The following is a 22,781-nucleotide window of genomic DNA, read 5'->3' on the forward strand; positions in this document are numbered from 1 at the left end:
AGTGAATGAACCTCGCTCTCATCCGATCTCCCTATACTAACCGCAGAAATCAACGCGTACAAACGTGTGGCCGGCGAAGCGATATTCGAAATTGGCAAGCGTCTCAAATCGGTACGCGACGCTAAGATTGATGGGAAGACTGCGGAGGAACGGAAGCTCGCACAACAACGCGAAGATGCCGGCGGATGGATACGATGGCTTGAGGGTCATGTTGAGTTTACGCGGCAAACCTCTACACGCGCTATCCAATCTTACGAACAGTTTGGTACGACGTCGTACCATTTCGATGTCGGAAAAATATTCGAAATGCTTTCGCTCCCATCCGAAATCGACCGCAACGAGTTCGTCACCTCGCCGCACGCAATCCCGTCAACTGGCGAAACCAAAACGGTAGACGAAATGACCGTACGCGAACTGCGCGAAGTTAAAGCCGCACTCAAAGCGGAGAGGGAAGCGCGGGAAAAAGCGGAATCCGACTACGAAACCGTCCGCGATACTCTCGAATCGATGCGCGATCAGCCGCCGCAAGTCGAGTATGTATTATAGTACAAATTAACGTTACCAATTTCGGATGCCGCGCAATTAATTTATCGCACCCTATTGACTTCCTCGCCGCCGTGTGTATAATATAAGATCTTTTAAAGACTTTAAAGATCTAAGATCTTTTACTCAGTTATTCACTACGTTCATAACTTCGTACGCCCCGATAACAAGTGATCGTGACGGATAGATGGGCATCACACATGGAATTGCGCGGCAGAAACAAAGAATAAAACAATATGTTCCGCCCCGCTGCCCTCCTCCACCGAACCCTCCGAATCGGCGCCGTGAAATCTCCGTAAAATTGCCGTGGATTTAGCCGTTCAAATAGTGCACGAGGGTATTCGTTAGGGTAAGCGTATAAACGCCGCAATTTCACGTGGATTTCGCGGGAAGATCAAAGGAGCGCAAATTCTGACGCGTGGGATGGCGGCTGGAAGTAACGGATAGATATCGTATGTATAATAGTGCAAATCCGAAAAAAAAAAACCGGACGGCTACGTGAGCTATCCGGTCTATTTACGCGTTAATTAAAGATCGAGTTTACGGGAGAAAACTTACCGTGTTGCTTCGAAATATCAACTTGGAACATCTCACTATATAATTGCGCCATATGAAGCGATTTATGGCCCAAAATTTTCATGAGACTTACGATATCTCCGCCGTTTAGAATGTAATTGCGAGCGAATGTATAACGTAATGAATGGCAAGAGACGCGGACACCTTTTATCTTCGCGAGTTGTCCGTAGTCTGATATCTCCTCTTGAACAGTCCGGCGTTTGAGAGGAAGTCCGTCAATATTAACAAAGAATACGGATGTGTCCGTTTCACCGCGTAACTCTAGGTATTCGCGTAGATGGACGGCAAGAGTAGCGCTAAATGGAACGAGTCTTTCCTTGCGTCCTTTACCGAAAACCTGTATGACTTGCTCCTTCCAGTGAACATCGTCAACTCTAAAAGACATAGCTTCTTCTATGCGCAGACCTGTATCGAGTATAAGCAAAATAAAAACGTAGTTGCGAAACCCTGCAGGTGTGGCGCGATCGGGTACGTCCAACAATTTAGTAACCTGCTCGCGATTCAGCGTGCGGAGGACCCGCTTCTCTTCGACCATCTTATCTATTGGCTCCATTGGGTTCTCTGTTAAATAACCAGAACTGGATAAGTAATTAAAGAAAGCCCTTAAATTCCTTATATATTTATTCACAGTAGGGGCGCTATTGCCAAGCTCCATTCTTGTTTGAATGAATTCTTGGACGTCCTCTACAATTATCTTATTGACCTTAATAATCTCATTCTCTTCAAGAAAGACACTGAGTTTTTCTAAGGATTGAGAGTATGATGATATAGTATTCTCTGTCAAGTTTTTCAACTTACGTGAGTTCAAAAACATATTAATAGCTGACTTCATATCCAACTCATCTTTAGCTTGCCGCATCTCTAAGATCAACTTTCTTTTTTCCTTGTAGTCCATTATGTTAACCTCCTCGCTGTATTAAGAATTACGCTAACACATCCCGTCAGCTAAAAACAGAACAATTAGAATCAAAATGCAGAAAAACGCACGCCTCCGAAGAGACATGCGTTTGTATTCTTTCATTATATGCGCTATTATGTTTATCAGCTAAATGAACGATAAGTTTACGCTAAAATTGCGCGGGGAATCAGACAGTTTACCGGAACAACGTCCGCATAGTTTATCGGAATCTCGCGACCAACGGCCGATAAGTTTACGCGAACAATCGTTCTAGTCATCGTCTGAAAACGTTGATCCTGATCCTTTCAGGACACCTTATGCTCAATTCTCAGCTTGTCAGCAACCATCGCGATGAACTCAGAGTTCGTCGGTTTCGACTTGCTGATGTTGATCGTATAACCAAACAGGTGGCTGATGCTGTCGATGTTGCCACGTGTCCAAGCCACTTCAATAGCATGACGAATGGCTCGTTCGACGCGAGACGGCGTTGTTTTGAACTTTTCGGCAATCGCTGGGTACAGCGTTTTGGTGATAGCACCCAAAATTTCGATATTGTTATACACCATGGTGATGGCTTCGCGTAAATACTGATATCCTTTAATATGCGCAGGAACGCCGATTTCATGTATGATGGACGTAATGCTTGCATCCAAATTTTTGTGTTTACCCATCGGCACCACGTTGGACTTGTTCATAAACATCGATGAACCGCCACCAGTGGATATCGTGGTTTGCGTGCCAACCAGTTGACGTACACGATTCGCGAGCACTTCCATGTCAAAAGGTTTCAGGATGTAATAAGAAGCTCCGAGTTGCACGGCACGCTGCGTGATATTCTCTTGTCCGAAAGCCGTAAGCATAATGACTTTGGGCTGTGGAGACAGATTCAGGTTGCGCAGGCGCTCCAGTACACCCAGTCCATCCAGGTGAGGCATAATAATATCCAGAATCAGTACATCCGGTACATCGCGAGTCTGCTCCAGCAACTGCAGCACTTCTTCTCCATTGTAAGCAATTCCGGTTACTTCCATATCTTCCTGTTCGGATATATATTCGGCAAGCAAATTCGTAAATTCACGATTATCATCGGCCAGCAATACCTCAATTTTTTGCAAAACGGTATCCTCCTTTAATTTAAACATCGTTTCGTACATTTCCTTACAGGTTAAATTTTCGACACAGGAGAGGAAATTCCTTCTGTCGAAAATTATTTTTCTTTATTTTTTTTTCGCGTTGCTATATAATAAATAATTTATTTCATTATCCGATATTATATGTTTCCATTCGACAAAAAAACCTTAAGGAGGTTAACCCGCCTTAAGGTTTTTTGCATTATCCTTTTTCATCATGACTCCTGCATCCTGTAACATCCATTCAATAAAGCAGCCATAACCTGATTTCGGATCATTGACGAACACATGGGTCACGGCACCAATCAGTTTTCCATTTTGCACAATGGGGCTGCCACTCATGCCTTGTACAATGCCTCCGGTCTTATCCAGAAGCTTCGGATCTGTGATACGAAGCACCAGACCTTTGGTTGCTGGTTCGGATTGATCTGCTACGTGAACAATATCAATCGAGAAACGTTCCACTTGCTGGCCCTCAACGACTGTGAGAATTTCTGCAGGACCTTCTTTTACTTCATGGGAGAACGCAACGGGAATGCCTTTTGAATACAAACTATGTTCAGGATTACCGGACATTTTACCAAAGATACCAAAAGCCGTATTACGTTCAATATTGCCCAAAATTTTGCTTTCTTTCAGAAAATGAGCTCGTTTTTCACCCGGATCACCGGATTCACTCTTGGAGATCGATGTTACATTGGACTGAACGATCTGACCACTGCCTACGACGATGGAGGTCTGCGTGTTCATATCCGTAATGACATGGCCCAGTGCGCCATATACGCCCTGGTCCGGAGCGTAGAAGGTTAATGTCCCTACACCTGCAGCGGAGTCACGAATGTACAATCCAAGCCTCCAGGCTTTATCTTCCGCATCATAAGCCGGTGTCAAACGCGTCTTAACTGTTTCTTTGCCTCGTTTTAATACAACATCTATTCCTTTTTTGCTCTTGCCTGCATGCTCAACAGCTTCAGCTACACCCGTTACACCATCAAGGCGTTTACCGTCCATATGGGTAATCAGATCCCCAAGCTTGATGCCTGCTGATTCTCCAGGGGATACACGTTCATCTTGTCCAGAACGAACCAGATGGTGCCCTACAACCAGAATGCCTGCAGATTTTACTTTGACGCCAATGGTTTGACCCCCGGGTACTACACGCAAATCCGGAATCACGTTTACGTTAACCGTTTTTACCGGAATTTTGCCCCACAACTTCAACGTTAATTTGGCATGTCCCGTTTGCTGGGGATGAAGATGCAAAGGTTGTTGCTTCGTTACGTGGACCGCAGTTTCCTTTCCATCAAAACCAACGATGTCAGGACGATCCACAACAGCGCTTGAAGCAGCCGGTACAGCGAGATGAACGTCAGCCTGCCTGCCTGCAAATACCTGGAGTTCATCAGGCAATGAAGCATAACTTTGCACAGGCTGAATGGCCTGGCTGATCACACATAGAAAGAAGGCAAATAAAAGACCTAGCAATTTCTTCCTGAGGGGGGAATTCAATGGCTGTCACACTCCCTTTGCTTCTTTCGCTTGACGAAAGGTGGTCGCCAATTGCGTACCTATAAGATAACCTCGCCCCCAGGCTTTTATTACTGTCAATCATTACGCCAGCCGCTCGTTTCACCCTTTTTTGGCTTCCGCCAAATTCAGCATTTCCTGTGCATGATGCAGTGTTTTTTCTGTAATTTCCACACCGCCCAGCATACGTGCCAATTCCTTCACTCTGCCTTCGTCTGACAGCGATTCCACTTGTGTCATCGTGCGCCCGTCATAAACATGCTTTTCGATGAGATACTGATGATCCGCCATACAAGCAACCTGTGGTAAGTGAGTAATAGAGAAAACTTGGCAAGTGGAGGACAGACGATATAATTTCTCCGCAATGGATTGTGCTGCTCTTCCGCTTACCCCCGTATCCACCTCGTCAAAAATCAACACCGGAATCCGGTCATGACGTGCGAATATACTTTTCATCGCGAGCATCATTCGGGACAACTCACCACCGGAAGCAATTTTGCCGAGCGGACGTAAAGGCTCACCTGGGTTCGGAGAAATCAGGAATTCCGCATTATCTGCACCCTGACGCGTAAGACGAATGCGACGCCCATTCCATTCAATCCCTTTTGAATCTTCAAAAGGAGTAATCTGAACTCTTAACGTCGTTCTCTCCATCTGGAGATCCTTCAGCTCACTTTCCACCTGTGCTGCAAGTTCCTCTGCACATTGTTTACGAACGCGGCTGAGTTCCTCGGCAGACTCCATGACTAATTTGAGCAATTTGTCACGTTCATTACGCAGTTTCTCCAGACGTTCATCCTTGTTCTCCAACTGGTCGGTTTCATGGCTAATTTGTTCATAATAATTCAAAATAAGTTCCACACTGTCGCCGTATTTCCGTCTGAGGCCAGAAATAAGATTCAGTCGCTGTTCTACTTCTTCCAATCTCCCCGGGTTAAATTCGATCTTCTCCCGATAATCACGCAACTGAAACGTCGCGTCTTCCAGCTGATAAAATGCAGACTGCAGCTGTTCAACAATAGGCTGCAGCCCTTTGCTGTCATATCCCGATATATCTTCAATTCGTGACAGCGCGATACTTACAGCTTCTAACCCACGTTGACCGCTAAGCAAATCATATGCACCAGCAACACTGTCCATCATTTTCTCGCTATGGGATAGTTTGACCCGTTCTTCTCCGAGTAATTCATCTTCACCCTGCGTTAGAGAAGCAGCTGCAATCTCTTCAAGTTGAAAGCGATACATGTCCAGCAATTGATACGCACGTTGACTGGACTCCTGAAGTGCACGCAGTTCTTTTTCCGCCGTAATAAATTTACTGTAGCGTTCCTGATATTCCGTTTTGACTGGACCGATGATTGCTGCCCCGTATGTATCCAGAAGCCCCAGATGACTTTCTGCGCGCAACAAACTTTGATGTTCATGCTGGCCGTGAATATTAATTAATTTTTCTCCGACTTCACGGAGCATCGTCAAATTGACCAATTGGCCGTTAATACGAGATGTACTTTTACCTTGGATATTCAGTTCACGGCGAATCACCAGATGCTCCTCCGGCTCACAATGGATGCCAAGCTTCTCCAGCGTTTCCCATACCGGATGGCTTGGCTCCATTTCAAACAGAGCCTCCATCTCGGCCTTCTCACATCCATAACGGATCAGATCGGCCGAGCTTCGTCCACCAGCAATCAGACCCAAGGCATCAATAATGATCGATTTACCCGCTCCTGTTTCACCAGACAAGACATGGAATCCCGGGTGGAAAACAACATCAACTTCTTCTACAACAGCCAGATTACGAATCGATAATGTAACTAACATCTGCAAAAACACCTCCGGATGACTCACTCAGAAATTATGTTTTTGAACCATTATATTCTAGGAAATATAACCCATAATCCGCTCGATTACGGTCACGCTGTTACTTTCCGTCCGGCAGATGATGAGTATGGTATCATCTCCACAGATGGTGCCCATCACTTCCGTCCACTCAATATTATCGAGCAAAGCTGCAATGGAGTTAGCTGTGCCAGGCAAACACTTCATCACGACCAGATTGTTTGTATGATCGATGTGTAAGAAGTTGTCCACGAGGGCACGTTTCAGTTTCTGAATCGGATTATATCGTTGGTCTGTAGGCAAAGAATACTTATATCGTCCATCGTCCATGGGGATCTTGATTAAAAGAAGCTCCTTAATATCCCGTGATACAGTGGCTTGAGTCACCTGAAATCCGGATTTACGCAAAGTTTCAACCAGATCATCCTGGGTTTCAATTTCGTTTTGACTTATGATTTCACGTATCTTAATGTGTCGTTGTCCTTTCATACATGCCTCCAGTTAAAAAGTTCAATGTATTGCAATAAAACGGCAAATTCTAATTTCCATAACGTTTGCCATCCTGCAATTCGTTCATTCGTTATATAAACAACTTTCAGGTTTCATACATACCCTTAGTCCAGATCATCTCCATCGTACACGTCTTCCTGATAGTCCATGAGCCTGATTACCTTGATATCCGATTCCTCCATATCCACATACAGCAATCCTTCACAGCCGGGATATAACAATAAATAATACAGGAAGCGATCTCGCAGGGATGGCCCAGTAAGTTCAAGAGGTTGCCTGCGACGGGACGTTTTCACCAGATACCTCTCATCATCACGCTCTGCTACATAATCAATGAACAGCCTGCTGTAATAAACGGATTCATCCGCTTCAAAGGCTAAAGGAATTTTCATTTTACCTCCGATGACTTCATATCCTTCCGCTTCAAGCAGATCCACTGCCGGTGAATCCTGAATTTCTAAATTCAGTTGTATACCCGACAAGCTTACTGGAATCGGACGATTAACCCAATTCCGAAAGCCAAAGAACAGCCATAAAATCAAGCAGACAGCAAGTACACCAATAACAATTGTGTCATATTGCCCATCCATCATCGCTCACCTCGAAGACATATTCGAGATTCGACAACCGATTTCCTTTTAGAATGTCACCTTTCCAGCGAAAAGAAACCCATCCTATGATGAGTTTCCTGTAAAAGTATGGGCAGCTTCCATTGCAACTTGATCTGCAAGTGCATCAAGTGAAGCCTGAACGTTCTCATGTTGTGTTGCTTCTGGTTCTTCCAGACGCCAGTGAGCGAGAAATTCGATATTTCCTTCTCCGCCTGTAATCGGCGAGAATGTTAAACCTTTTAGCTTTAATCCAAGCTCATTGGCGAAACGAAGCATCGTCTGCAAAACGTCCTTGTGAACCTTAGTATCACGAACGACGCCAGACTTGCCGACTTTCTCACGGCCTGCTTCAAACTGAGGTTTAATTAACGCTACAATGTCTGCCGGTTGCTTCAGAAGTGCCAGCAATGGCGGCAAAATAATTCTCAGCGAAATAAAGGATACATCGATACTGGCAAAATTCGGCACAGGTCCATGTAGATCTTCCGGAGTCACATAACGGAAATTGGTTCTTTCCATTACAGTAACCCGTTCATCATTACGAAGTGACCAATCCAGCTGGTTATAACCTACATCGATGGCATATACATGAGATGCACCATGTTGTAGGGCACAATCGGTAAAACCGCCAGTGGATGAACCGATATCGAGCATCACAAGTCCATTCATATCGAGATCGAAGTGACGGATCGCTTTTTCAAGCTTTAATCCGCCTCTACCAACATAGGGATGTACTGAACCCTTTACTTTTAGTTCGGCTTCCCGTGGAATCTTCATGCCCGCTTTTTCAATCCGCTCATTGTTGGCATATACCAGTCCAGCCATGATTGCAGCTTTTGCCTTCTCACGACTTTCGTAATATCCCTGCTCAACCAGCAGAACATCAATTCGTTCTTTCGGGAGTGACATGTCTTTCTCCTATCATGTAGTAATCCTAATTAATTAATAATGTGTTCCAGTTTCTCTGATTGTTCCAGTTATGAAGGGAACCGAGTTCTGGACATACCATATGAAGATTGGGCTGCCATACTGCGCAGCTCCGAGCTCACATTCTCAACCGTGAGTCCTACTTCAGCTCTTTGTTCCTCAATACTGCCATGTTCAATGAATCGATCCGGAATGCCCATCAGTTGCACATGAACATCATGCAGCCCTTGTTCTGCGTAAAACTCCAGAACTGCACTGCCCATACTGCCTGCTTGTGATGCTTCTTCAAGCACAATTAACTTCGTGCCTCGAACTGCGAGATCGCGCAGCATCTGCTCATCAAGCGGTTTAAGGAAACGGGCGTTAATTACGCCAACCGTAATACCTTCTCTTTTAACGGTCTCTGCAGCTTCTTCAGCAAGCTGTACCATCGATCCCGAAGCGATGATAGCATAACCTTCAGATGGACGAAGTTGTTCCCATGTACCGATTGGAATCGGAATGAGTTCCTCGTCAAGAGGCACGCCTACAACATTGTTTCGTGGATAACGATAAGCAATAGGGCCTTCATTATATTCAAGCGCTGTCTTCATCATATGGCGTAGTTCATTCTCATCCTTAGGCATCATCAAAACGATATTCGGAATATGACGCATAAACGCCACATCGTACACACCTTGATGTGTTTCACCATCTGGACCAACAAATCCGGCACGGTCAATGGCGAACATGACATTGGCGTTATGACGACAAATATCATGTACAATCTGATCATACGCACGTTGCATAAACGTCGAATAGACGGCAAATACCGGCTTCAACCCTTCCATTGCCAGTGCTGCACACATGGTTGCTGCATGCTGTTCGGCAATACCCACGTCAATCATGCGATCAGGGAATTCCTTACTGAAAGGAATGAGACCTGAACCTGTTGGCATGGCTGGAGTTACCGCTACAATTCGTTTATCCTGCTTGGCAAGATCAATCAACGTTTTACCAAACACTTCCGTATACATCGGTTTGCCTACAGCTTTAAGCACTTGACCTGATTCGATCTTGTACGGAGAAATTCCGTGCCATTTGTGTGAATCGGCCTCAGCTGGCTGATAGCCTTTACCTTTGGTTGTCAGTACATGAACCATTACAGGACCATCCACGTTATCCGCCTGTTTGAACGTTTCAATCAATTTAGGAATGTCGTGTCCATCAATGGGTCCCAAATAGGTGAAACCCAGCTCTTCGAACAGAACTCCTGGAACCATCATGTATTTGACACTATCTTTAATCCAGCTCGCCGATTTGGCCAAGCGATCCCCTATGGCAGGAATTTTTTTGAGCATTCCTTCCACGTCATCCTTGGCTTTCAAATAATGGCGATCCGAACGTATTTTGCTCAAATATTTATGCATAGCCCCGACATTCGGAGCAATGGACATTTCATTATCATTAAGGATAACCATCAGCTTTTTCTGTTCATGACCGATGTGATTGAGAGCTTCAAAGGCCATACCACCTGTAAGCGCTCCATCCCCGATCATCGCGATAACCTGATTGTCTTCACCCTTGAGATCACGGGCAAGCGCCATGCCCATCGCAGCAGATAACGATGTACTGCTATGACCGGCCTCCCATACATCATGTTCACTCTCGTTACGTTTAACAAATCCACACAAGCCATTATGCTGACGAAGTGTATCGAAGCGATCCATCCGCCCCGTAAGAACCTTGTGCACATAAGCCTGATGCCCTACATCGAAAATCATTTTGTCCACCGGACTGTTATAGCAATAATGCAGGGCTACCGTGAGCTCAACCACTCCTAAGTTGGGTGCGAGATGGCCCCCTGTAACGGACAGCTTCTCAATCAGAAACTGCCGGATCTCTGCCGACAAAAGAACGAGATCATCCTGAGACATCGACTTTAGATCACTGGGTTGTTTAATTTGTGGAAGCAGCACGAGAATCTCCCCGCTTTCCTAGATTGTTTGATTTGGTGTAATCCATATATACATAGTTTATTAAATGACATTAAAACATTATAACATAAAAGAACAAGAATCATAATTTACTGCACTATACTCCAGATAACGAGCATTTTCGCCAGCAAGGTTCGTATGATCTTCCTCAATATGTATTCCCAAACCCACTTGGAACAGACTCTCTTCATAAAGCCCAGAAAAAGCACATTAAATTGATTACACGATTTTGAGTGATTTGAAACAGCGAAGCGCACCCGGAACTAATGATCTCGACTCATCAGATAATCTGCGATCTCCATCAGTCTGGAAGGGTCAGGTAACTCAGCTCTGCCGAGTGCATCTTTCGCAGATTGCGTAAGGGACTTCACCTCTTGAAGAGATGCATCCATACCAATAAAATAAGGGTATGTGACCTTTTGCTGATTCACATCACTTTGCGTCTTCTTGCCCATTTTCTGCTCGTCACCCGTCAAATCCAGAATATCATCCTGAATCTGGAAAGCCAGCCCCAGGTCTCTGCCAAATACGCGTAGCGCCTCCAACTGTCCGTCTGTCGCACCACCAATACGTGCGCCCGCAATGAGGGAAAACACAATTAAATCTCCGGTCTTGTGCAGATGAATGTATTGCAATTGGGCAAGATCTGTCATGCCCTGCTCGCCTTCCATATCAGCTACTTGTCCGCCAACCATGCCTCTTGCTCCAGCCAGTTCGGACAACTCCTCCACAATGGACAACAATGCATCTGCAGACACACCGCTGCGACGACCTGACTGAACAATACTATAAAAAGCATGCGTTAACAGTGCATCGCCAGCCAATATTGCTGTCGCTTCACCAAATACTTTGTGGTTCGTTAATTTTCCCCTGCGATAGTCGTCATTATCCATGGCGGGTAGGTCATCGTGGATCAACGAATACGTATGAACCATCTCCACGGCGCAGGCTACCGGCAATGCAGCTGTACGCTGTGCACCGAAGGCTTCCGCCGCAGCAACGACCAGAAGTGGACGAAGGCGTTTGCCCCCGGCCATAAGTGAATACTGCATCGCGTCAGCCAGTGACTGAGGCACATCCCAGTGAACAGGAAGAGTCTGCTTCAACTCTCCCGTCACTTCAGCTGTGACTTCCTCAAGATACGTTTCAAACGAAGGACGATCACTCATTGACTTCACCGCTTTCGTCGACGGCAGCGCCGAACGGTTTTTTGCGAAGTTCCCCATCCTCTTCTACGATCATCTCGATCTTACGTTCCACTTGTTCCAGCTTCAAACCACAAAGTTGGGAAAGCTTCATTCCGCGCTGAAACAAATCGATAGCCTGTTCCAGTGGAACATCACCATGTTCAAGCTGACCTACGATGTCTTCCAATGCCGCCATTGCCTCTTCAAAATTCAATTCCGGTTCATTCGCCATGGGTATTATCGTCCTCCTTCATTCCCCAAACCTGACAGTCTAGCTGTCCGTCTGTTAATTTAATCTTTATCGAATCTCCAGGCTGTACATCCTTCATCGATTTGATCAATCGTTGTTCCTGTTCGTCATAGACAAGGCTGTATCCGCGTGACATGACTTTGAGCGGGCTAAGCGCATCCAGATGTCGCACAGTTGATTTCCACTGCTGCTGCTTCGCTCTCGTAATAGATCGGATTGCAACCTCCAGTTGACGCCGGGCTGATGCATTCTCCCGTCTTGCTGCATTCACCTGTTCACGAGGATTGAATCGTTGCAGCGCTGCACGCAAACGCTCCTGTTTCTCGGTTGTCCATTTCATACGTGTATCTACAGTTCGCAGAAGACGCTGTTGCAGCATATCCAGTCGCTCCGTATGCTGCATTAAGGTTCGTCTGGGATGCACAAGCACAGGTGAGCGTTGCAATCTGGCCAGTCGCTCCCGATTATGAACAGCACGCTGACGTAAACTGTGCTGCAGTTGACGCTGGCGCTGAGCGATCTGATCAAGCAGCTCAGCTCGATTGGGTACTGCCAATTCGGCAGCAGCCGTAGGCGTTGCCGCACGCAGATCAGCAGCAAAATCGGCAATCGTAAAATCCGTTTCATGCCCAACCGCTGAAATCACAGGAATGGCCGAACCCACAATCGCTCTTGCCACGATCTCCTCATTGAAAGCCCATAACTCCTCCAGTGATCCGCCGCCTCGTCCGACAATCAGCACATCGGCTTCGCCCATTCGGTTCAGGTTGTTGATGGCCTTCACAATGGAAGGAGCCGCACCTTTTCCTTGAACGAGTACAGGATACAGAATCACTTGGGCAGAAGGATATCTGCGTTGCAATGTAATCATGATATCCCTTACCGCTGCACCTGTAGGTGAAGTGACCACACCAATCGTCTGTGGAAAACGGGGAATCTGCCTTTTCCGTGATGTAGAGAACAGTCCCTCGTCCTCCAGCTTTTTTTTCAGCTGCTCATAGGCCAAATACAGACTTCCAATACCGTCCGGTTGCATGTGTGTAGCGTAGAATTGATATTGTCCATCCCGCTCATACACCGAGACATTACCACGAGCAATAACCCTTGCACCCTCCTTCGGTACAAAGGGCAATCGTTGATTATGGGAAGCAAACATAATGGACTTAATTCGGCTGTCCTTGTCCTTCAATGTAAAATACATATGACCGCTGGAGTGATGTGTAAAATTGGAGATCTCTCCGCGCAGCCATACATCCGACAGTACCTGATCCGATTCCAGTTTCATCCGGATGTATCGGTTCAGGTCTTTGATGGAGTAAATTTTTTGATCTGCCACAGACAGTTACCTAGGCCAATCCGTGAGCGCGTTTGGCCGCGATCAGTGTATTTTGCATTAACATAGTGATTGTCATTGGGCCAACGCCTCCAGGAACCGGAGTAATTGGGCCAGATACCGTCTTCACGCTCTCGAAATCTACATCTCCTGCCAGTTTTCCGTTATCCAGACGGTTCATCCCCACATCGATTACAACGGCACCCGGTTTGACGAAATCGGCATCCACAAAGTTTGCACGTCCGATTGCAACCACAAGAATGTCTGCCTGACGCGTGATCTCTTTCATGTTCGCTGTACGGGAATGACACATCGTTACCGTTGCGTTCTCACGTTGTAGCAGCAAGGATACCGGTTTACCGACAATATTGCTACGTCCGATAACTACGGCATGTTTGCCTGACATTTCAAGACCGGTACGCTTGATCAGCTCGATCACGCCCGCAGGGGTGCATGGCAACAGACTATCGTCACCAATGACGAGATTACCCACGTTAACCGGATGGAATCCATCCACGTCTTTGTCCACGGCGATCGCATCGATAACAGCTTTCTCTTCGATATGCTTCGGTAATGGGAGCTGAACCAAAATGCCGTTAATGGATTCCTGTTTGTTCAGCTTGTCCACCAGCGCGAGTAGATCCTCTTGGGAGGTGCTTGCATCCAGACGATGAACTTCGGAATAGAACCCGAGGTCGTGACATGCTTTTTCTTTATTACGCACATATACTTGGGATGCCGGATCTTCCCCGACGAGCACAACAGCCAGACCAGGTACTACCCCCTGTTCGCTAAGCTGTTTTACTTCTGTCGTCATGCTTGCGCGGATCTCTTGGGATACTTCTTTACCGTTAATAATAGATGCTGTCATTGTACTCTCTCTCCCTTATGTGAACATATAATTAAGTGACTCACAAAATTAAGACAGTTTTGCTTTGATGGTGCTGACTTCCTGAATCATGCGCCCAAGTACGCCGTTAACGAACTTACCGGATTCATCTGTACCAAAATACTTGGACAATTCAATCGCTTCATTGACAGATACTTTTGCCGGAATATCATCACGGAACACCATTTCATACGTTGAAAGCCGTAGGATCTGGCGGTCTACACGCGATAGACGGCTAATCTGCCAACCTTTCAAATAATCGACGAGTAATCCGTCAATCGCTTCTTTATTGTTCCATGCGCCCTGTACCATTTCGGTCACGTAGGTACGCATTACATCTGCATCATGAATAACCACTTCGGTTTCATTGTCTTCAGCGGCTTCATTGATCAACATATTCACGGCTTCAGCTGCGCCCACTTCATTCATTTCCATCTGATACAGACTTTGTACTGCAATTTCCCTTGCCAAACGTCTTTTCATGTCCTGCCTCCTGCAGCGCTCCCTGTGGAGCGTCATCATGCTTATTTTAAAATATAAAATCTTTGATGGAATCAGAGATCTTATTATATTGTTATCCCTTTTCACAAAAAAACCTGCAATCGTTTCCTCCAAAAAACGGGCAACCTAAACTACAGCTCTATTTTCGGAAGAAACATATTGCAGGGTTCAGGTGGCTCACTTAAAGGGACGCCAGCGATCGCCGAGCCATTGCCCCCATTCCCTCCAGGGAATGAACGAGCCCAGCTTCGAGTCGCTTCGTCTGCCTAACGTATAACCGATGAACACCAAGAGTGCAAAGAACAACATATCCCAAAAACCGATCCATACATAAAGAAATCCAAAAAAGATGCCGCCGACAATTCCGGTAATTCGGCCTCTGTGACTATCCCAAATCTCTCTCCACAGCATCAGTGAAACTCACCTCATTCCACTCGACTCTTGTAGTTAGGCGACTGGGTAACGTTGGCAATATACACGGTGACAAAAGAAACCGGGATACCCGTAATCTCCTGTACATGATCATGTATTGCCTTCTGCAGATCGGCTGTCAGCGTCGGGATTGGCGTCTCGCCATCCACTACTGCGCGAATCATAATCTCCAGTCCTGATTCAACCACACGAATACGAGCTTTGACATCACGTACTCCCCGGAAACGGGAAGTTGCTTTGAGACAGAGATTTTCAATCGTTTCCATCGAAATTTGCACATCACCATACTCGGTACGCTGATCTACAGACGGCAATGAAGCACGATCACGCCGAACCGAGATGTAGAAAAATCGCAAACTCAGGATAAACAAAATCGCTGCTGCAACAACCGCCGCAATAATGACGTTTTGCTCCTGCTGGTAATTCAATTCGTAAGGCAGCACACCACTAATAAGAAGTATGACTGCTGCCGATATTGCTCCAACGCTTATGCTGTATATAAACAACAGAAGCCGATCCAGTATTTTAGCCACGAACTGCACAGCCTCCCTTGCTCACTAACATTGCTTAACCTGCCCATTGGCAAAAGGTGATCCTCAGGTGCAAGCTTCCGCTTTTTATGAAGACCTGTCCAAGACGGGATAACCCCCGGCAGTGATGCCGGGGGAATCTGTCTTCTTTTATTTTACGCGCTGACTGTTCAGGTCGATTTCTTCTACTTTCTCGGTGCTCTTGAACTGAACGTCATGAATGTGCACATTAACTTCATTCACATTCAATCCTGTCATGTTCTCGATGGAGCGCTTCACGTTCTGTTGAATTTCGGTAGCCACCTGTGGCAGACGGTAACCATATTCAATAATAACGGAAACATCCACTGCAGCTTCACGCTGACCTACTTCAACCTTAACGCCTTTGGAAAGGTTTTTGCGACCAAGCAATTCAGCAAATCCGCCAGCGAATCCGCCGCTCATGCCTGCAACACCTTTCACTTCAACTGTAGCCAGTCCAGCAATCACTTCAATAACTTCAGGTGCGATCTGGATTTCACCGATATCCGTTCGTTCAAATTCTGTCGGCAGTGTACTCATAACTGTTCAACACACCTTTCGCGAAATAAGTTTGCGGCCATCCGTCAGGGCACTGGTATTCAGGCCAATCTGGCCTTCAGAACCCTTCCGGTCCGGCTTTACCGGAACTCCTGCAACCTTCATCCGCGTATGTGCGGCGGCTTATCCTCTGCAGGAGACATGCGCTCTTATTATTACATACTATATCATTTGGGCTACATTATGACAAACAAGCCCAATATACCTTTTAAATCTCATTTTCCTCAAGAAATTTGATATCAAAGTCACCCCGAACGAACGTTGGATGCTCCAGCAATTTCTGATGAAAAGGAATTGTTGTGGAGATGCCTTCAATCGCAAACTCAGCCAATGCACGCTTCATCTTCGCGATAGCCTCTTCCCGGTTTGCTCCCCATACGATCAATTTGGCGATCATGGAGTCGTAATAAGGAGAGATCGTGTAGCCCGGATAAGCTGCACTATCTACACGTACACCCGGTCCTCCTGGTGCAAGGTAGAAACCAATTTTGCCTGGTGACGGCATAAAGTTACGGTCCGGATCTTCTGCGTTGATACGGCACTCAATGGACCAGCCATTGATCACAACATCTTCCTGACGGAAAGAGAGCGGATTGCCTTCAGCTACCGAGATCATTTCGCGGATCAGATCCACTCCTGTAACCATTTCCGTTACAGGGTGTTCCACCTGAATACGTGTATTCATTTCCATGAAATAGAATTCACCGTTAGGGCTGAGCAAGAACTCAAGTGTACCTGCTCCCGAGTAATTCACGGCAAGCGCTGCCCGTACTGCGGCATCTCCCATCAATGTACGCACATCTTCAGAGATGATTGGACAAGGCGCTTCTTCCACCAGCTTTTGACGTCGACGCTGAACGGAACAATCACGCTCGCCCAGATGCACTGCATTTCCATGTTTGTCTGCAATGATCTGAATCTCCACGTGCTTCATGCCTGTCAGGAATTTCTCCAGATATACTCCGGCATTGCCAAAAGCTTTCTGTGCTTCCTGCTGGGCAGCTGTAATTTGCTTGATCAGCGTCTCTTCATCTTCAGCAATACGAATCCCTTTACCTCCACCACCAGCGGTAGCTTTGATAATGACAGGATATCCAATATCTCTAGCAATCATAATGGCTTCATTCATATTTTCAACCAAACCGTCGGATCCCGGAATTACAGGTACACCTGCATCCTTCATCGTTTGCTTGGCAACAGCCTTGTCACCCATTTTGGTAATGGCTTCCGGAGATGGGCCGATGAACGTAATATTGCAGGAACCACAGATTTCTGCAAAATCAGCGTTCTCTGCCAGGAATCCGTAGCCTGGGTGGATCGCATCACATTCCGTCAGTGTAGCTACACTCATCAGGTTGGTGAAGTTAAGATAACTGTCTTTCGAAAGCGTAGGCCCGATACAATACGCTTCATCTGCAAGACGAACATGCAGAGAGTCTTTATCCGCTTCCGAATAGACTGCTACCGTCGAAATGCCGATTTCACGACAGGCACGAATAATACGTACCGCAATTTCGCCACGGTTCGCAATCAGTATTTTTTGAAATTTCATTTCGTTATTGTCCTCCTTCGAAGCTCATGCAGTTGCCGTTATGCGGTTATCACCGTTATTCCGGTTTCACCAGGAACAGGGGTTGTCCATACTCAACCAGCTGTCCGTTCTCAACCAGCACTTCAACGATTTCTCCCTTGATGTCAGCATCAAGCTCGTTCATCAGCTTCATCGCCTCAATGATACATACCGTTGTTTTCTCAACAACTTTATCACCAGCGCTTACAAAAGGACCTACTTCCGGCGAGGAAGCTCTGTAAAAAGTACCCACCATCGGAGATACAATTTTATGTAAATGACTTGTAGTATCGACTTGCGGAGCAGCCTCAGCTACAACTGCAGCCGGTTGCACCTGTGGTGCAGCAATCATTTGCGGTTGAATAGCAGCTGCCTGAACATACTCGGTTTTACCCGGTTTGCGAATCGACAACCGTGATCCTTCGTTTTCAATTTCCAACTCTTGAACGGAACTTTCATCTACCAGTTTGATCAGCTCTTTGATCTCACTCAATTTAAACATTTCCATTATTCACTCCTTCGGCATCATGCCAGTCTCACTAGGACGGTCATATGGCTTTATGTATTATATCATAATCGTTAAAAATGGAAAGAGCCCGAGATCTAATCCAGCTCTCGGGGCTACTTTTCCATATTTTAGATTACTGTTCTGTCACGTATTGCACGCTGATTTTATTTTGTGATACAGCCAGTTCTTTCATAACCAGATCCACAATGGAAACCGCCTGTTTTACATCCAGTTTATCACTGAGAACAACGACTTTATACTTGTCGGCATCCTCTTGAACGATGGCATTAGCAAACTGCTGCGACAAAGTTTCTTCAATGCCATTGATTTTGGCTTCTTTTTCTTCCAGCGTACGAAGCTGCTCTGTTGCTTTGGCATTTTCTTCTGGCGTTTTGCTCAGATCGCCCGCAACGGTCATGAGTTCTTCATACTTGCGATTGTTGCTCTCTTCACGCTGCCACTGGTAGTTCTGGAACTGGCTGCTCGCGGACGCCGCCGTATTCTGCTCTTCCATTTCCTTGAGAACGTCCTCATCGGTTTTCGTTGCACTGCCTTCTGTTTCGGCATTTGTCTCAGGAGTGGTTGCTGCGCCTTTGTCTGTCCCTTTCTCGCTGCCTTTACCCGCTTCACCTTGTTTCTCTCCCGATTCCGCAGCCGGTGATTTCTCGGTGTCTCCAGCTTCTTTACCGTCTACAACTGCAGGATTATCAACAGATTCAGTTGCCGCTTGCTCTCCTTCAGTCCCTGTAACTTCACCGCCATTGACCACTTCATTCACAACCAGACCTTCTGTCGGATCAAGGATTCCAGCCGTTTCCTTCGCATCTCCCTGCTTCATACCATCCACCTGCGTGCTCTCAGCTACAGGCGTATTAACCGGACCGGAATCTTCAGTGAACAGGTAATAGGCGGACAAAATGACCATCAGACTCAGCATGGATACGAGCCATACCGTTTGACGTTTGTTATTCATTAGAACTTCCTCCTCGAATTGGCTTCATTCTTATGACAATCAAATCTTGTGATTCATGGTTCCGGACTAATCCTGCTTGCGCGGAACAACCGAAATTCGGTAGGCCGCAACATTCAGCCCTTTTTCCACAGCATCTGTAATCAGGTCCTTCACAACCTTGTTCTCTGCACCTCTGGCAACGACAAGCACGCCCCGGATCTGCGGTTTGAGCTTTTTCGTGACAATCGGTGTCTGATCCCCTGATATTTCATACGTAATAATCTCACCATCCCGGGTATATTGCGTCATATGTCGCTTACCCCCGTTTGCATCCGTTTCTTCGGTGAGCTGCTGCGAATCCTTCACATTACGCTGTACAACAAGCTCCTCTGTAGAATCCACGGTAACCATCACATCAACAGTTCCAACACCTACGATATTTTCCAGCACACCCTTGATCTTGTCCTCAAATGCGATTTCTATCGCCTGAAATGGATTCTGATCCGTCGGATCCGTCTGTATGGATGCCATCGATGTAGCTGGATCAGGAGGCTCACGACCGATATTTTCGGAATCAATCTTTTTGACATTGACGAAGGAGTTGAACAACATGATTCCGACTCCGATCAAACCAAGGATAATCAGCCAGCGAAAGGTTTGACTGCGCCGTTGCCCACCTTCTCCTCCGCCGAGCCAGCTTTCCATCTTTTTGAGCCATTGCCTCATCGGATACCCTCCTTCTTAAAGCGCCGAAGCGCTTTTCTTTTCTTTCACCTGTACTTTGTTTGCATCAATATCCCACTTCTCTGTCAATAGCGTAATAATTTGTACTGCACGTTCAGATCGGGAGGACGTCTGTCCTTGCTGAGAGTTTGTCTCTGCCTGCTCACCCGACACAGGTGTGGAGTCAACTTCCTGTCCATTTTTCGGTTCGCCAGAGTTACCCTTACCCACGCTACTTTCACGATTACTGCCGCTGTTCACCTCAATCTGTACATCCGGGACATCAATCTGATCAATCTGGATTGGCTCCTGTACTGGAGGAGATTCAGTGGCTTCGGATTCAAGGTCAGAGTCGAATATCGGTTTTGTAGTTGCCGTTGCTTCCTGTTGAGCTGTATTGGAGTTGACTTTCCCGGCTGCTGTCTCACCTGCCATCTCCACCAAAACATACTGGATCACCGGAAGTTCCACCGAAGAGGCCAAATCCGTCTCCGGCTTGCTTGTATCCATGACGAGCTTTACCTCAACAGACTGCACTCGCTCCCCGGTTGTTTCTTCAATTTGACCTTTCATTACGTTAGCCAGTTCTTTGGCTGTCCATTGCAGCGATTGTTCCTGTTCATTGGATTGTAGCCGCTTGCCCTGAGCCAAAATCTGTTCAAGTGTTGCATTTCCATCAGATGGCGAATCCATGGCGGTCATCGCTCGCTTAAGCTCGCCAACCGGATCACTTTTCAAGAGCTTCGTTATGGGCGATAACAGGGTCAGCAGGATAAGAAGGCTCAGCACAAGCTTGACATAGCGTTCCATGGATCGATTGGGCAACAGCATATCCACGAAAGTCGCCAGCAGAACGATCATGATCAATTCCCGGAGCCAGCTGCTCAGCCACCCCATCCTTCCAGCCCCTTTCTCTCGAGCATCCCCTCATCTCATCATGACGGTCAGATTGCCTGCGGTTAGCAGGATCGTGATTGCCAGAAAAAACATCAGTCCAACGGCAGCCAGTGCCGCAAATACGTAAATCATGCTTTTGCCTATCGCCTGCAGACATCCTACAATCGGCGTATCCCCTAGCGGTTGCATGATCGCGCCAGTTATGTTGTAGATCAGGGCTAGCGTCAGAATTTTAAGTGCGGGAAAAGCGCATAAAAACAAGATGATGATGACACCCGTTAGTCCGATTGCATTTTTCACCAGCAGTGACGCTGTGATAACCGTGTCGGTTGCATCCGCAAACGTTCTGCCGACAATGGGGACAAAGTTGCCTGCGATGTACTTCGCCGCTTTCAGACTGACACCATCTGCCACGGAGCCCGATGCCCCCTGCACCGAAATTACGCCCAGGAACATCGTAAGCAGTATACCGAGCAGAGCAACACTAATGTTCCGTAAGAGATCTGCCAGCTGTGTAAGCTTGTACTTGTCGGATAAGGAACTGACGAGATGTAATACGGCTGAGAAAAAGAGTAATGGGAACACCAACATATGAATCAATGTACCGACCAGATGAATCATGAAAATGATAAGCGGATGGGTCACAGAAACGGTAATGACATTTCCCATTGAAGCCAGCAGTGTAAACAACAGGGGCACCATGGCCATCATAAAGTTGATCATGCTCGCTATGGCATCCTTGGCGTATCCAATCGCCACACTGAAGCTGTTTATGGCGATGATGATAATGACCATGTAACAGATGGAGTAAGCGATTTTGCTAATATTGTTTTTCTCAAAAGCGGTCTGCAACGTCTCCAAAATCATACTTAGCACACTCAGCATCACAATCGTGACCAGAAGTTTGCCGTTATATAAAATCTCATGCAGCATGAAGGTCCCAATCGCTATAAACACCGACTTCAGGCTGAACCCTTCATTGCCGGGCATTAACATATCCATAAAGGAAGGCGTTTTTCCTTCCGGGAAAAAACCACCGTATTGTTGCATGAGTTGGTCCCAATATTTTTCCACCTGATCCTTGGGAAGCTGGTCAGCCTGCTGCTGCATCCACTCTCCCGAGGGAGAACCAGCGAATACCTGTCCCATGATCGCAAACAGAAAACACAGCGTCAGCACGAAGGTAAGGCGCCACTGCGGCTTGTGATGCATCATTTTCATATGAAGTCCGCACGCCTCCCTCTACACCGGCATCAGCTTCATGACGGTTTCGATAATAATGCTGATGATCGGTATCGCGAGTACAAGGATCAGCACCTTGCCAGCAAGTTCAATTTTGGAAGCAATGCTCTCCTGGCCTGCATCCCTGACAATCTGTGCTCCGAATTCAGCAATGTACGCTATGCCTATAATTTTCAGTACAGTTTTCAGATAAATGCTCTCCATGCCTGAATTCTCGGCAAGCCGTTTCAACACTTCGATCACCGCGCCAATCTTGCCAATCAGCAGCATGAAGATCACGATGCCGGTGGCAGCAGCAATCAGAAAAGCGAACATGGGCTTCTGTTCTTTGATAACTAGAATGAGAACCGTTGCGATGAGCGCCAGACCTACAACTTGGATAATTTCCACAGGTCACCACCATCCCGGCTTCATGACCGTTTTCATTGAAAAAGAAATATCGATTTGATCTCTTGCAGCAGGCTGTCCAGCATTCGGACCACCATGAACAATACAACGACAAATCCGATCACGGTCACCCAGTGAGCCATATCTTCCTTTCCCATTTGTTTCAGCACCGTATGAATCATTGCAATGATGATTCCGATGCCCGCAATTTGAAAGATTGCGTTCACTTCTAAATTCATGACCTTGGCACCTCACTATCCCGGC

25 protein-coding genes are annotated in these 22,781 nt (G+C 46.6%); 1 reads left to right on the forward strand and 24 read right to left on the reverse strand.

The genetic code is table 11. The features are described from left to right. Nucleotides 1–66 precede the first annotated feature (66 nt). Nucleotides 67–546 carry a DUF3102 domain-containing protein gene (locus AC3ITG_RS21390; protein WP_489251302.1) on the forward strand — a complete coding sequence of 160 codons (480 nt, stop codon included), beginning with the start codon at nt 67–69 and terminating at the stop codon, nt 544–546. Between the two features lie 520 nt (nt 547–1,066). Here the strand turns inward: AC3ITG_RS21390 and AC3ITG_RS21395 are convergent. The 24 genes from AC3ITG_RS21395 to spoIIIAC all read right to left on the reverse strand — a co-directional run bounded on the left by AC3ITG_RS21395 (nt 1,067) and on the right by spoIIIAC (nt 22,756). After that, nucleotides 1,067–2,014 (reverse strand): tyrosine-type recombinase/integrase, encoded by a 948-nt coding sequence (locus AC3ITG_RS21395; protein ID WP_489251303.1) that lies wholly within the window; start codon nt 2,012–2,014, stop codon nt 1,067–1,069. A gap of 308 nt (nt 2,015–2,322) precedes the next feature. After that, nucleotides 2,323–3,132, reverse strand: coding sequence for a sporulation transcription factor Spo0A (spo0A, locus tag AC3ITG_RS21400; protein WP_489251304.1), 810 nt, complete (start codon nt 3,130–3,132; stop codon nt 2,323–2,325). Nucleotides 3,133–3,324: 192 nt separating this feature from the next. Then, the gene (gene spoIVB, locus AC3ITG_RS21405; RefSeq protein WP_489251305.1) at nt 3,325–4,656 is read right to left on the reverse strand and encodes a SpoIVB peptidase; all 1,332 of its coding nucleotides are present in this window, start codon (nt 4,654–4,656) and stop codon (nt 3,325–3,327) included. Nucleotides 4,657–4,776: 120 nt separating this feature from the next. Beyond that, a complete protein-coding gene (recN, locus tag AC3ITG_RS21410; protein ID WP_489251306.1) occupies nt 4,777–6,495 on the reverse strand; it encodes a DNA repair protein RecN in 1,719 nt (572 codons plus the stop codon). Between the two features lie 57 nt (nt 6,496–6,552). Continuing rightward, complete coding sequence (gene ahrC / locus AC3ITG_RS21415) at nt 6,553–7,002, reverse strand: transcriptional regulator AhrC/ArgR (RefSeq protein WP_489251307.1); 450 nt, start codon at nt 7,000–7,002, stop codon at nt 6,553–6,555. A 125-nt stretch (nt 7,003–7,127) separates the two neighbouring features. Then, nucleotides 7,128–7,616, reverse strand: a complete 489-nt coding sequence (locus AC3ITG_RS21420) for a hypothetical protein (protein ID WP_413372405.1) — start codon at nt 7,614–7,616, stop codon at nt 7,128–7,130. A gap of 81 nt (nt 7,617–7,697) precedes the next feature. Next, a complete protein-coding gene (locus tag AC3ITG_RS21425) occupies nt 7,698–8,543 on the reverse strand; it encodes a TlyA family RNA methyltransferase (protein ID WP_413372406.1) in 846 nt (281 codons plus the stop codon). Nucleotides 8,544–8,611: 68 nt separating this feature from the next. Continuing rightward, the gene (gene dxs / locus AC3ITG_RS21430) at nt 8,612–10,519 is read right to left on the reverse strand and encodes a 1-deoxy-D-xylulose-5-phosphate synthase (RefSeq protein WP_489251308.1); all 1,908 of its coding nucleotides are present in this window, start codon (nt 10,517–10,519) and stop codon (nt 8,612–8,614) included. 281 nt (nt 10,520–10,800) lie between these two features. Further along, on the reverse strand, nt 10,801–11,706 hold the full coding sequence (locus tag AC3ITG_RS21435; protein WP_489251309.1) for a polyprenyl synthetase family protein: 906 nt from the start codon (nt 11,704–11,706) through the stop codon (nt 10,801–10,803). Beyond that, nucleotides 11,699–11,956, reverse strand: coding sequence for an exodeoxyribonuclease VII small subunit (xseB, locus tag AC3ITG_RS21440; RefSeq protein ID WP_063565703.1), 258 nt, complete (start codon nt 11,954–11,956; stop codon nt 11,699–11,701). The genes AC3ITG_RS21435 and xseB overlap by 8 nt, the downstream gene beginning before the upstream one ends. Next, on the reverse strand, nt 11,946–13,310 hold the full coding sequence (gene xseA / locus AC3ITG_RS21445; protein WP_413372409.1) for an exodeoxyribonuclease VII large subunit: 1,365 nt from the start codon (nt 13,308–13,310) through the stop codon (nt 11,946–11,948). The genes xseB and xseA overlap by 11 nt, the downstream gene beginning before the upstream one ends. Before the next feature lie 10 nt (nt 13,311–13,320). Next, nucleotides 13,321–14,178 (reverse strand): bifunctional methylenetetrahydrofolate dehydrogenase/methenyltetrahydrofolate cyclohydrolase FolD, encoded by an 858-nt coding sequence (folD, locus tag AC3ITG_RS21450; protein WP_053784414.1) that lies wholly within the window; start codon nt 14,176–14,178, stop codon nt 13,321–13,323. Nucleotides 14,179–14,226: 48 nt separating this feature from the next. Next, a complete protein-coding gene (gene nusB / locus AC3ITG_RS21455; protein ID WP_063565701.1) occupies nt 14,227–14,679 on the reverse strand; it encodes a transcription antitermination factor NusB in 453 nt (150 codons plus the stop codon). Nucleotides 14,680–14,874: 195 nt separating this feature from the next. After that, nucleotides 14,875–15,108, reverse strand: a complete 234-nt coding sequence (locus AC3ITG_RS21460; RefSeq protein WP_053784412.1) for a DUF2273 domain-containing protein — start codon at nt 15,106–15,108, stop codon at nt 14,875–14,877. 14 nt (nt 15,109–15,122) lie between these two features. Further along, nucleotides 15,123–15,662, reverse strand: a complete 540-nt coding sequence (gene amaP, locus AC3ITG_RS21465) for an alkaline shock response membrane anchor protein AmaP (RefSeq protein ID WP_076291879.1) — start codon at nt 15,660–15,662, stop codon at nt 15,123–15,125. Nucleotides 15,663–15,809: 147 nt separating this feature from the next. Then, nucleotides 15,810–16,220 (reverse strand): Asp23/Gls24 family envelope stress response protein, encoded by a 411-nt coding sequence (locus tag AC3ITG_RS21470; protein ID WP_024630996.1) that lies wholly within the window; start codon nt 16,218–16,220, stop codon nt 15,810–15,812. 226 nt (nt 16,221–16,446) lie between these two features. After that, the gene (accC, locus tag AC3ITG_RS21475; RefSeq protein ID WP_064636739.1) at nt 16,447–17,790 is read right to left on the reverse strand and encodes an acetyl-CoA carboxylase biotin carboxylase subunit; all 1,344 of its coding nucleotides are present in this window, start codon (nt 17,788–17,790) and stop codon (nt 16,447–16,449) included. A gap of 55 nt (nt 17,791–17,845) precedes the next feature. Continuing rightward, complete coding sequence (gene accB, locus AC3ITG_RS21480; protein ID WP_024630998.1) at nt 17,846–18,310, reverse strand: acetyl-CoA carboxylase biotin carboxyl carrier protein; 465 nt, start codon at nt 18,308–18,310, stop codon at nt 17,846–17,848. A 139-nt stretch (nt 18,311–18,449) separates the two neighbouring features. Beyond that, nucleotides 18,450–19,289 (reverse strand): SpoIIIAH-like family protein, encoded by an 840-nt coding sequence (locus AC3ITG_RS21485; RefSeq protein WP_489251310.1) that lies wholly within the window; start codon nt 19,287–19,289, stop codon nt 18,450–18,452. Nucleotides 19,290–19,355: 66 nt separating this feature from the next. Then, nucleotides 19,356–19,994, reverse strand: a complete 639-nt coding sequence (gene spoIIIAG, locus AC3ITG_RS21490) for a stage III sporulation protein AG (protein ID WP_109998546.1) — start codon at nt 19,992–19,994, stop codon at nt 19,356–19,358. 15 nt (nt 19,995–20,009) lie between these two features. After that, nucleotides 20,010–20,888 (reverse strand): stage III sporulation protein AF, encoded by an 879-nt coding sequence (gene spoIIIAF, locus AC3ITG_RS21495; RefSeq protein ID WP_489251311.1) that lies wholly within the window; start codon nt 20,886–20,888, stop codon nt 20,010–20,012. A gap of 30 nt (nt 20,889–20,918) precedes the next feature. Then, nucleotides 20,919–22,109, reverse strand: a complete 1,191-nt coding sequence (spoIIIAE, locus tag AC3ITG_RS21500) for a stage III sporulation protein AE (protein ID WP_489251312.1) — start codon at nt 22,107–22,109, stop codon at nt 20,919–20,921. A 21-nt stretch (nt 22,110–22,130) separates the two neighbouring features. Next, a complete protein-coding gene (spoIIIAD, locus tag AC3ITG_RS21505; RefSeq protein ID WP_017687586.1) occupies nt 22,131–22,520 on the reverse strand; it encodes a stage III sporulation protein AD in 390 nt (129 codons plus the stop codon). A gap of 32 nt (nt 22,521–22,552) precedes the next feature. Continuing rightward, the gene (gene spoIIIAC / locus AC3ITG_RS21510; protein WP_017687585.1) at nt 22,553–22,756 is read right to left on the reverse strand and encodes a stage III sporulation protein AC; all 204 of its coding nucleotides are present in this window, start codon (nt 22,754–22,756) and stop codon (nt 22,553–22,555) included. Nucleotides 22,757–22,781 lie beyond the last annotated feature (25 nt).

The organism is Paenibacillus sp. GL_099_B, assembly GCF_057835695.1.

Coding starts and splice junctions, on each gene's coding strand:
- accB (WP_024630998.1), bottom strand. CDS start 18,310: ATGTTTAAATTGAGTGAGATCAAAGAGCTGATCAAACTGGTAGATGAA.
- nusB (WP_063565701.1), bottom strand. CDS start 14,679: ATGAAAAGACGTTTGGCAAGGGAAATTGCAGTACAAAGTCTGTATCAG.
- AC3ITG_RS21420 (WP_413372405.1), bottom strand. CDS start 7,616: ATGATGGATGGGCAATATGACACAATTGTTATTGGTGTACTTGCTGTC.
- spoIIIAF (WP_489251311.1), bottom strand. CDS start 20,888: ATGGGGTGGCTGAGCAGCTGGCTCCGGGAATTGATCATGATCGTTCTG.
- AC3ITG_RS21470 (WP_024630996.1), bottom strand. CDS start 16,220: ATGAGTACACTGCCGACAGAATTTGAACGAACGGATATCGGTGAAATC.
- folD (WP_053784414.1), bottom strand. CDS start 14,178: ATGACAGCATCTATTATTAACGGTAAAGAAGTATCCCAAGAGATCCGC.
- xseB (WP_063565703.1), bottom strand. CDS start 11,956: ATGGCGAATGAACCGGAATTGAATTTTGAAGAGGCAATGGCGGCATTG.
- spoIIIAC (WP_017687585.1), bottom strand. CDS start 22,756: ATGAATTTAGAAGTGAACGCAATCTTTCAAATTGCGGGCATCGGAATC.
- AC3ITG_RS21425 (WP_413372406.1), bottom strand. CDS start 8,543: ATGTCACTCCCGAAAGAACGAATTGATGTTCTGCTGGTTGAGCAGGGA.
- AC3ITG_RS21485 (WP_489251310.1), bottom strand. CDS start 19,289: ATGAATAACAAACGTCAAACGGTATGGCTCGTATCCATGCTGAGTCTG.
- spoIIIAG (WP_109998546.1), bottom strand. CDS start 19,994: ATGAGGCAATGGCTCAAAAAGATGGAAAGCTGGCTCGGCGGAGGAGAA.
- accC (WP_064636739.1), bottom strand. CDS start 17,790: ATGAAATTTCAAAAAATACTGATTGCGAACCGTGGCGAAATTGCGGTA.
- recN (WP_489251306.1), bottom strand. CDS start 6,495: ATGTTAGTTACATTATCGATTCGTAATCTGGCTGTTGTAGAAGAAGTT.
- ahrC (WP_489251307.1), bottom strand. CDS start 7,002: ATGAAAGGACAACGACACATTAAGATACGTGAAATCATAAGTCAAAAC.
- AC3ITG_RS21435 (WP_489251309.1), bottom strand. CDS start 11,706: ATGAGTGATCGTCCTTCGTTTGAAACGTATCTTGAGGAAGTCACAGCT.
- AC3ITG_RS21395 (WP_489251303.1), bottom strand. CDS start 2,014: ATGGACTACAAGGAAAAAAGAAAGTTGATCTTAGAGATGCGGCAAGCT.
- spoIIIAE (WP_489251312.1), bottom strand. CDS start 22,109: ATGAAAATGATGCATCACAAGCCGCAGTGGCGCCTTACCTTCGTGCTG.
- AC3ITG_RS21460 (WP_053784412.1), bottom strand. CDS start 15,108: ATGCTGTGGAGAGAGATTTGGGATAGTCACAGAGGCCGAATTACCGGA.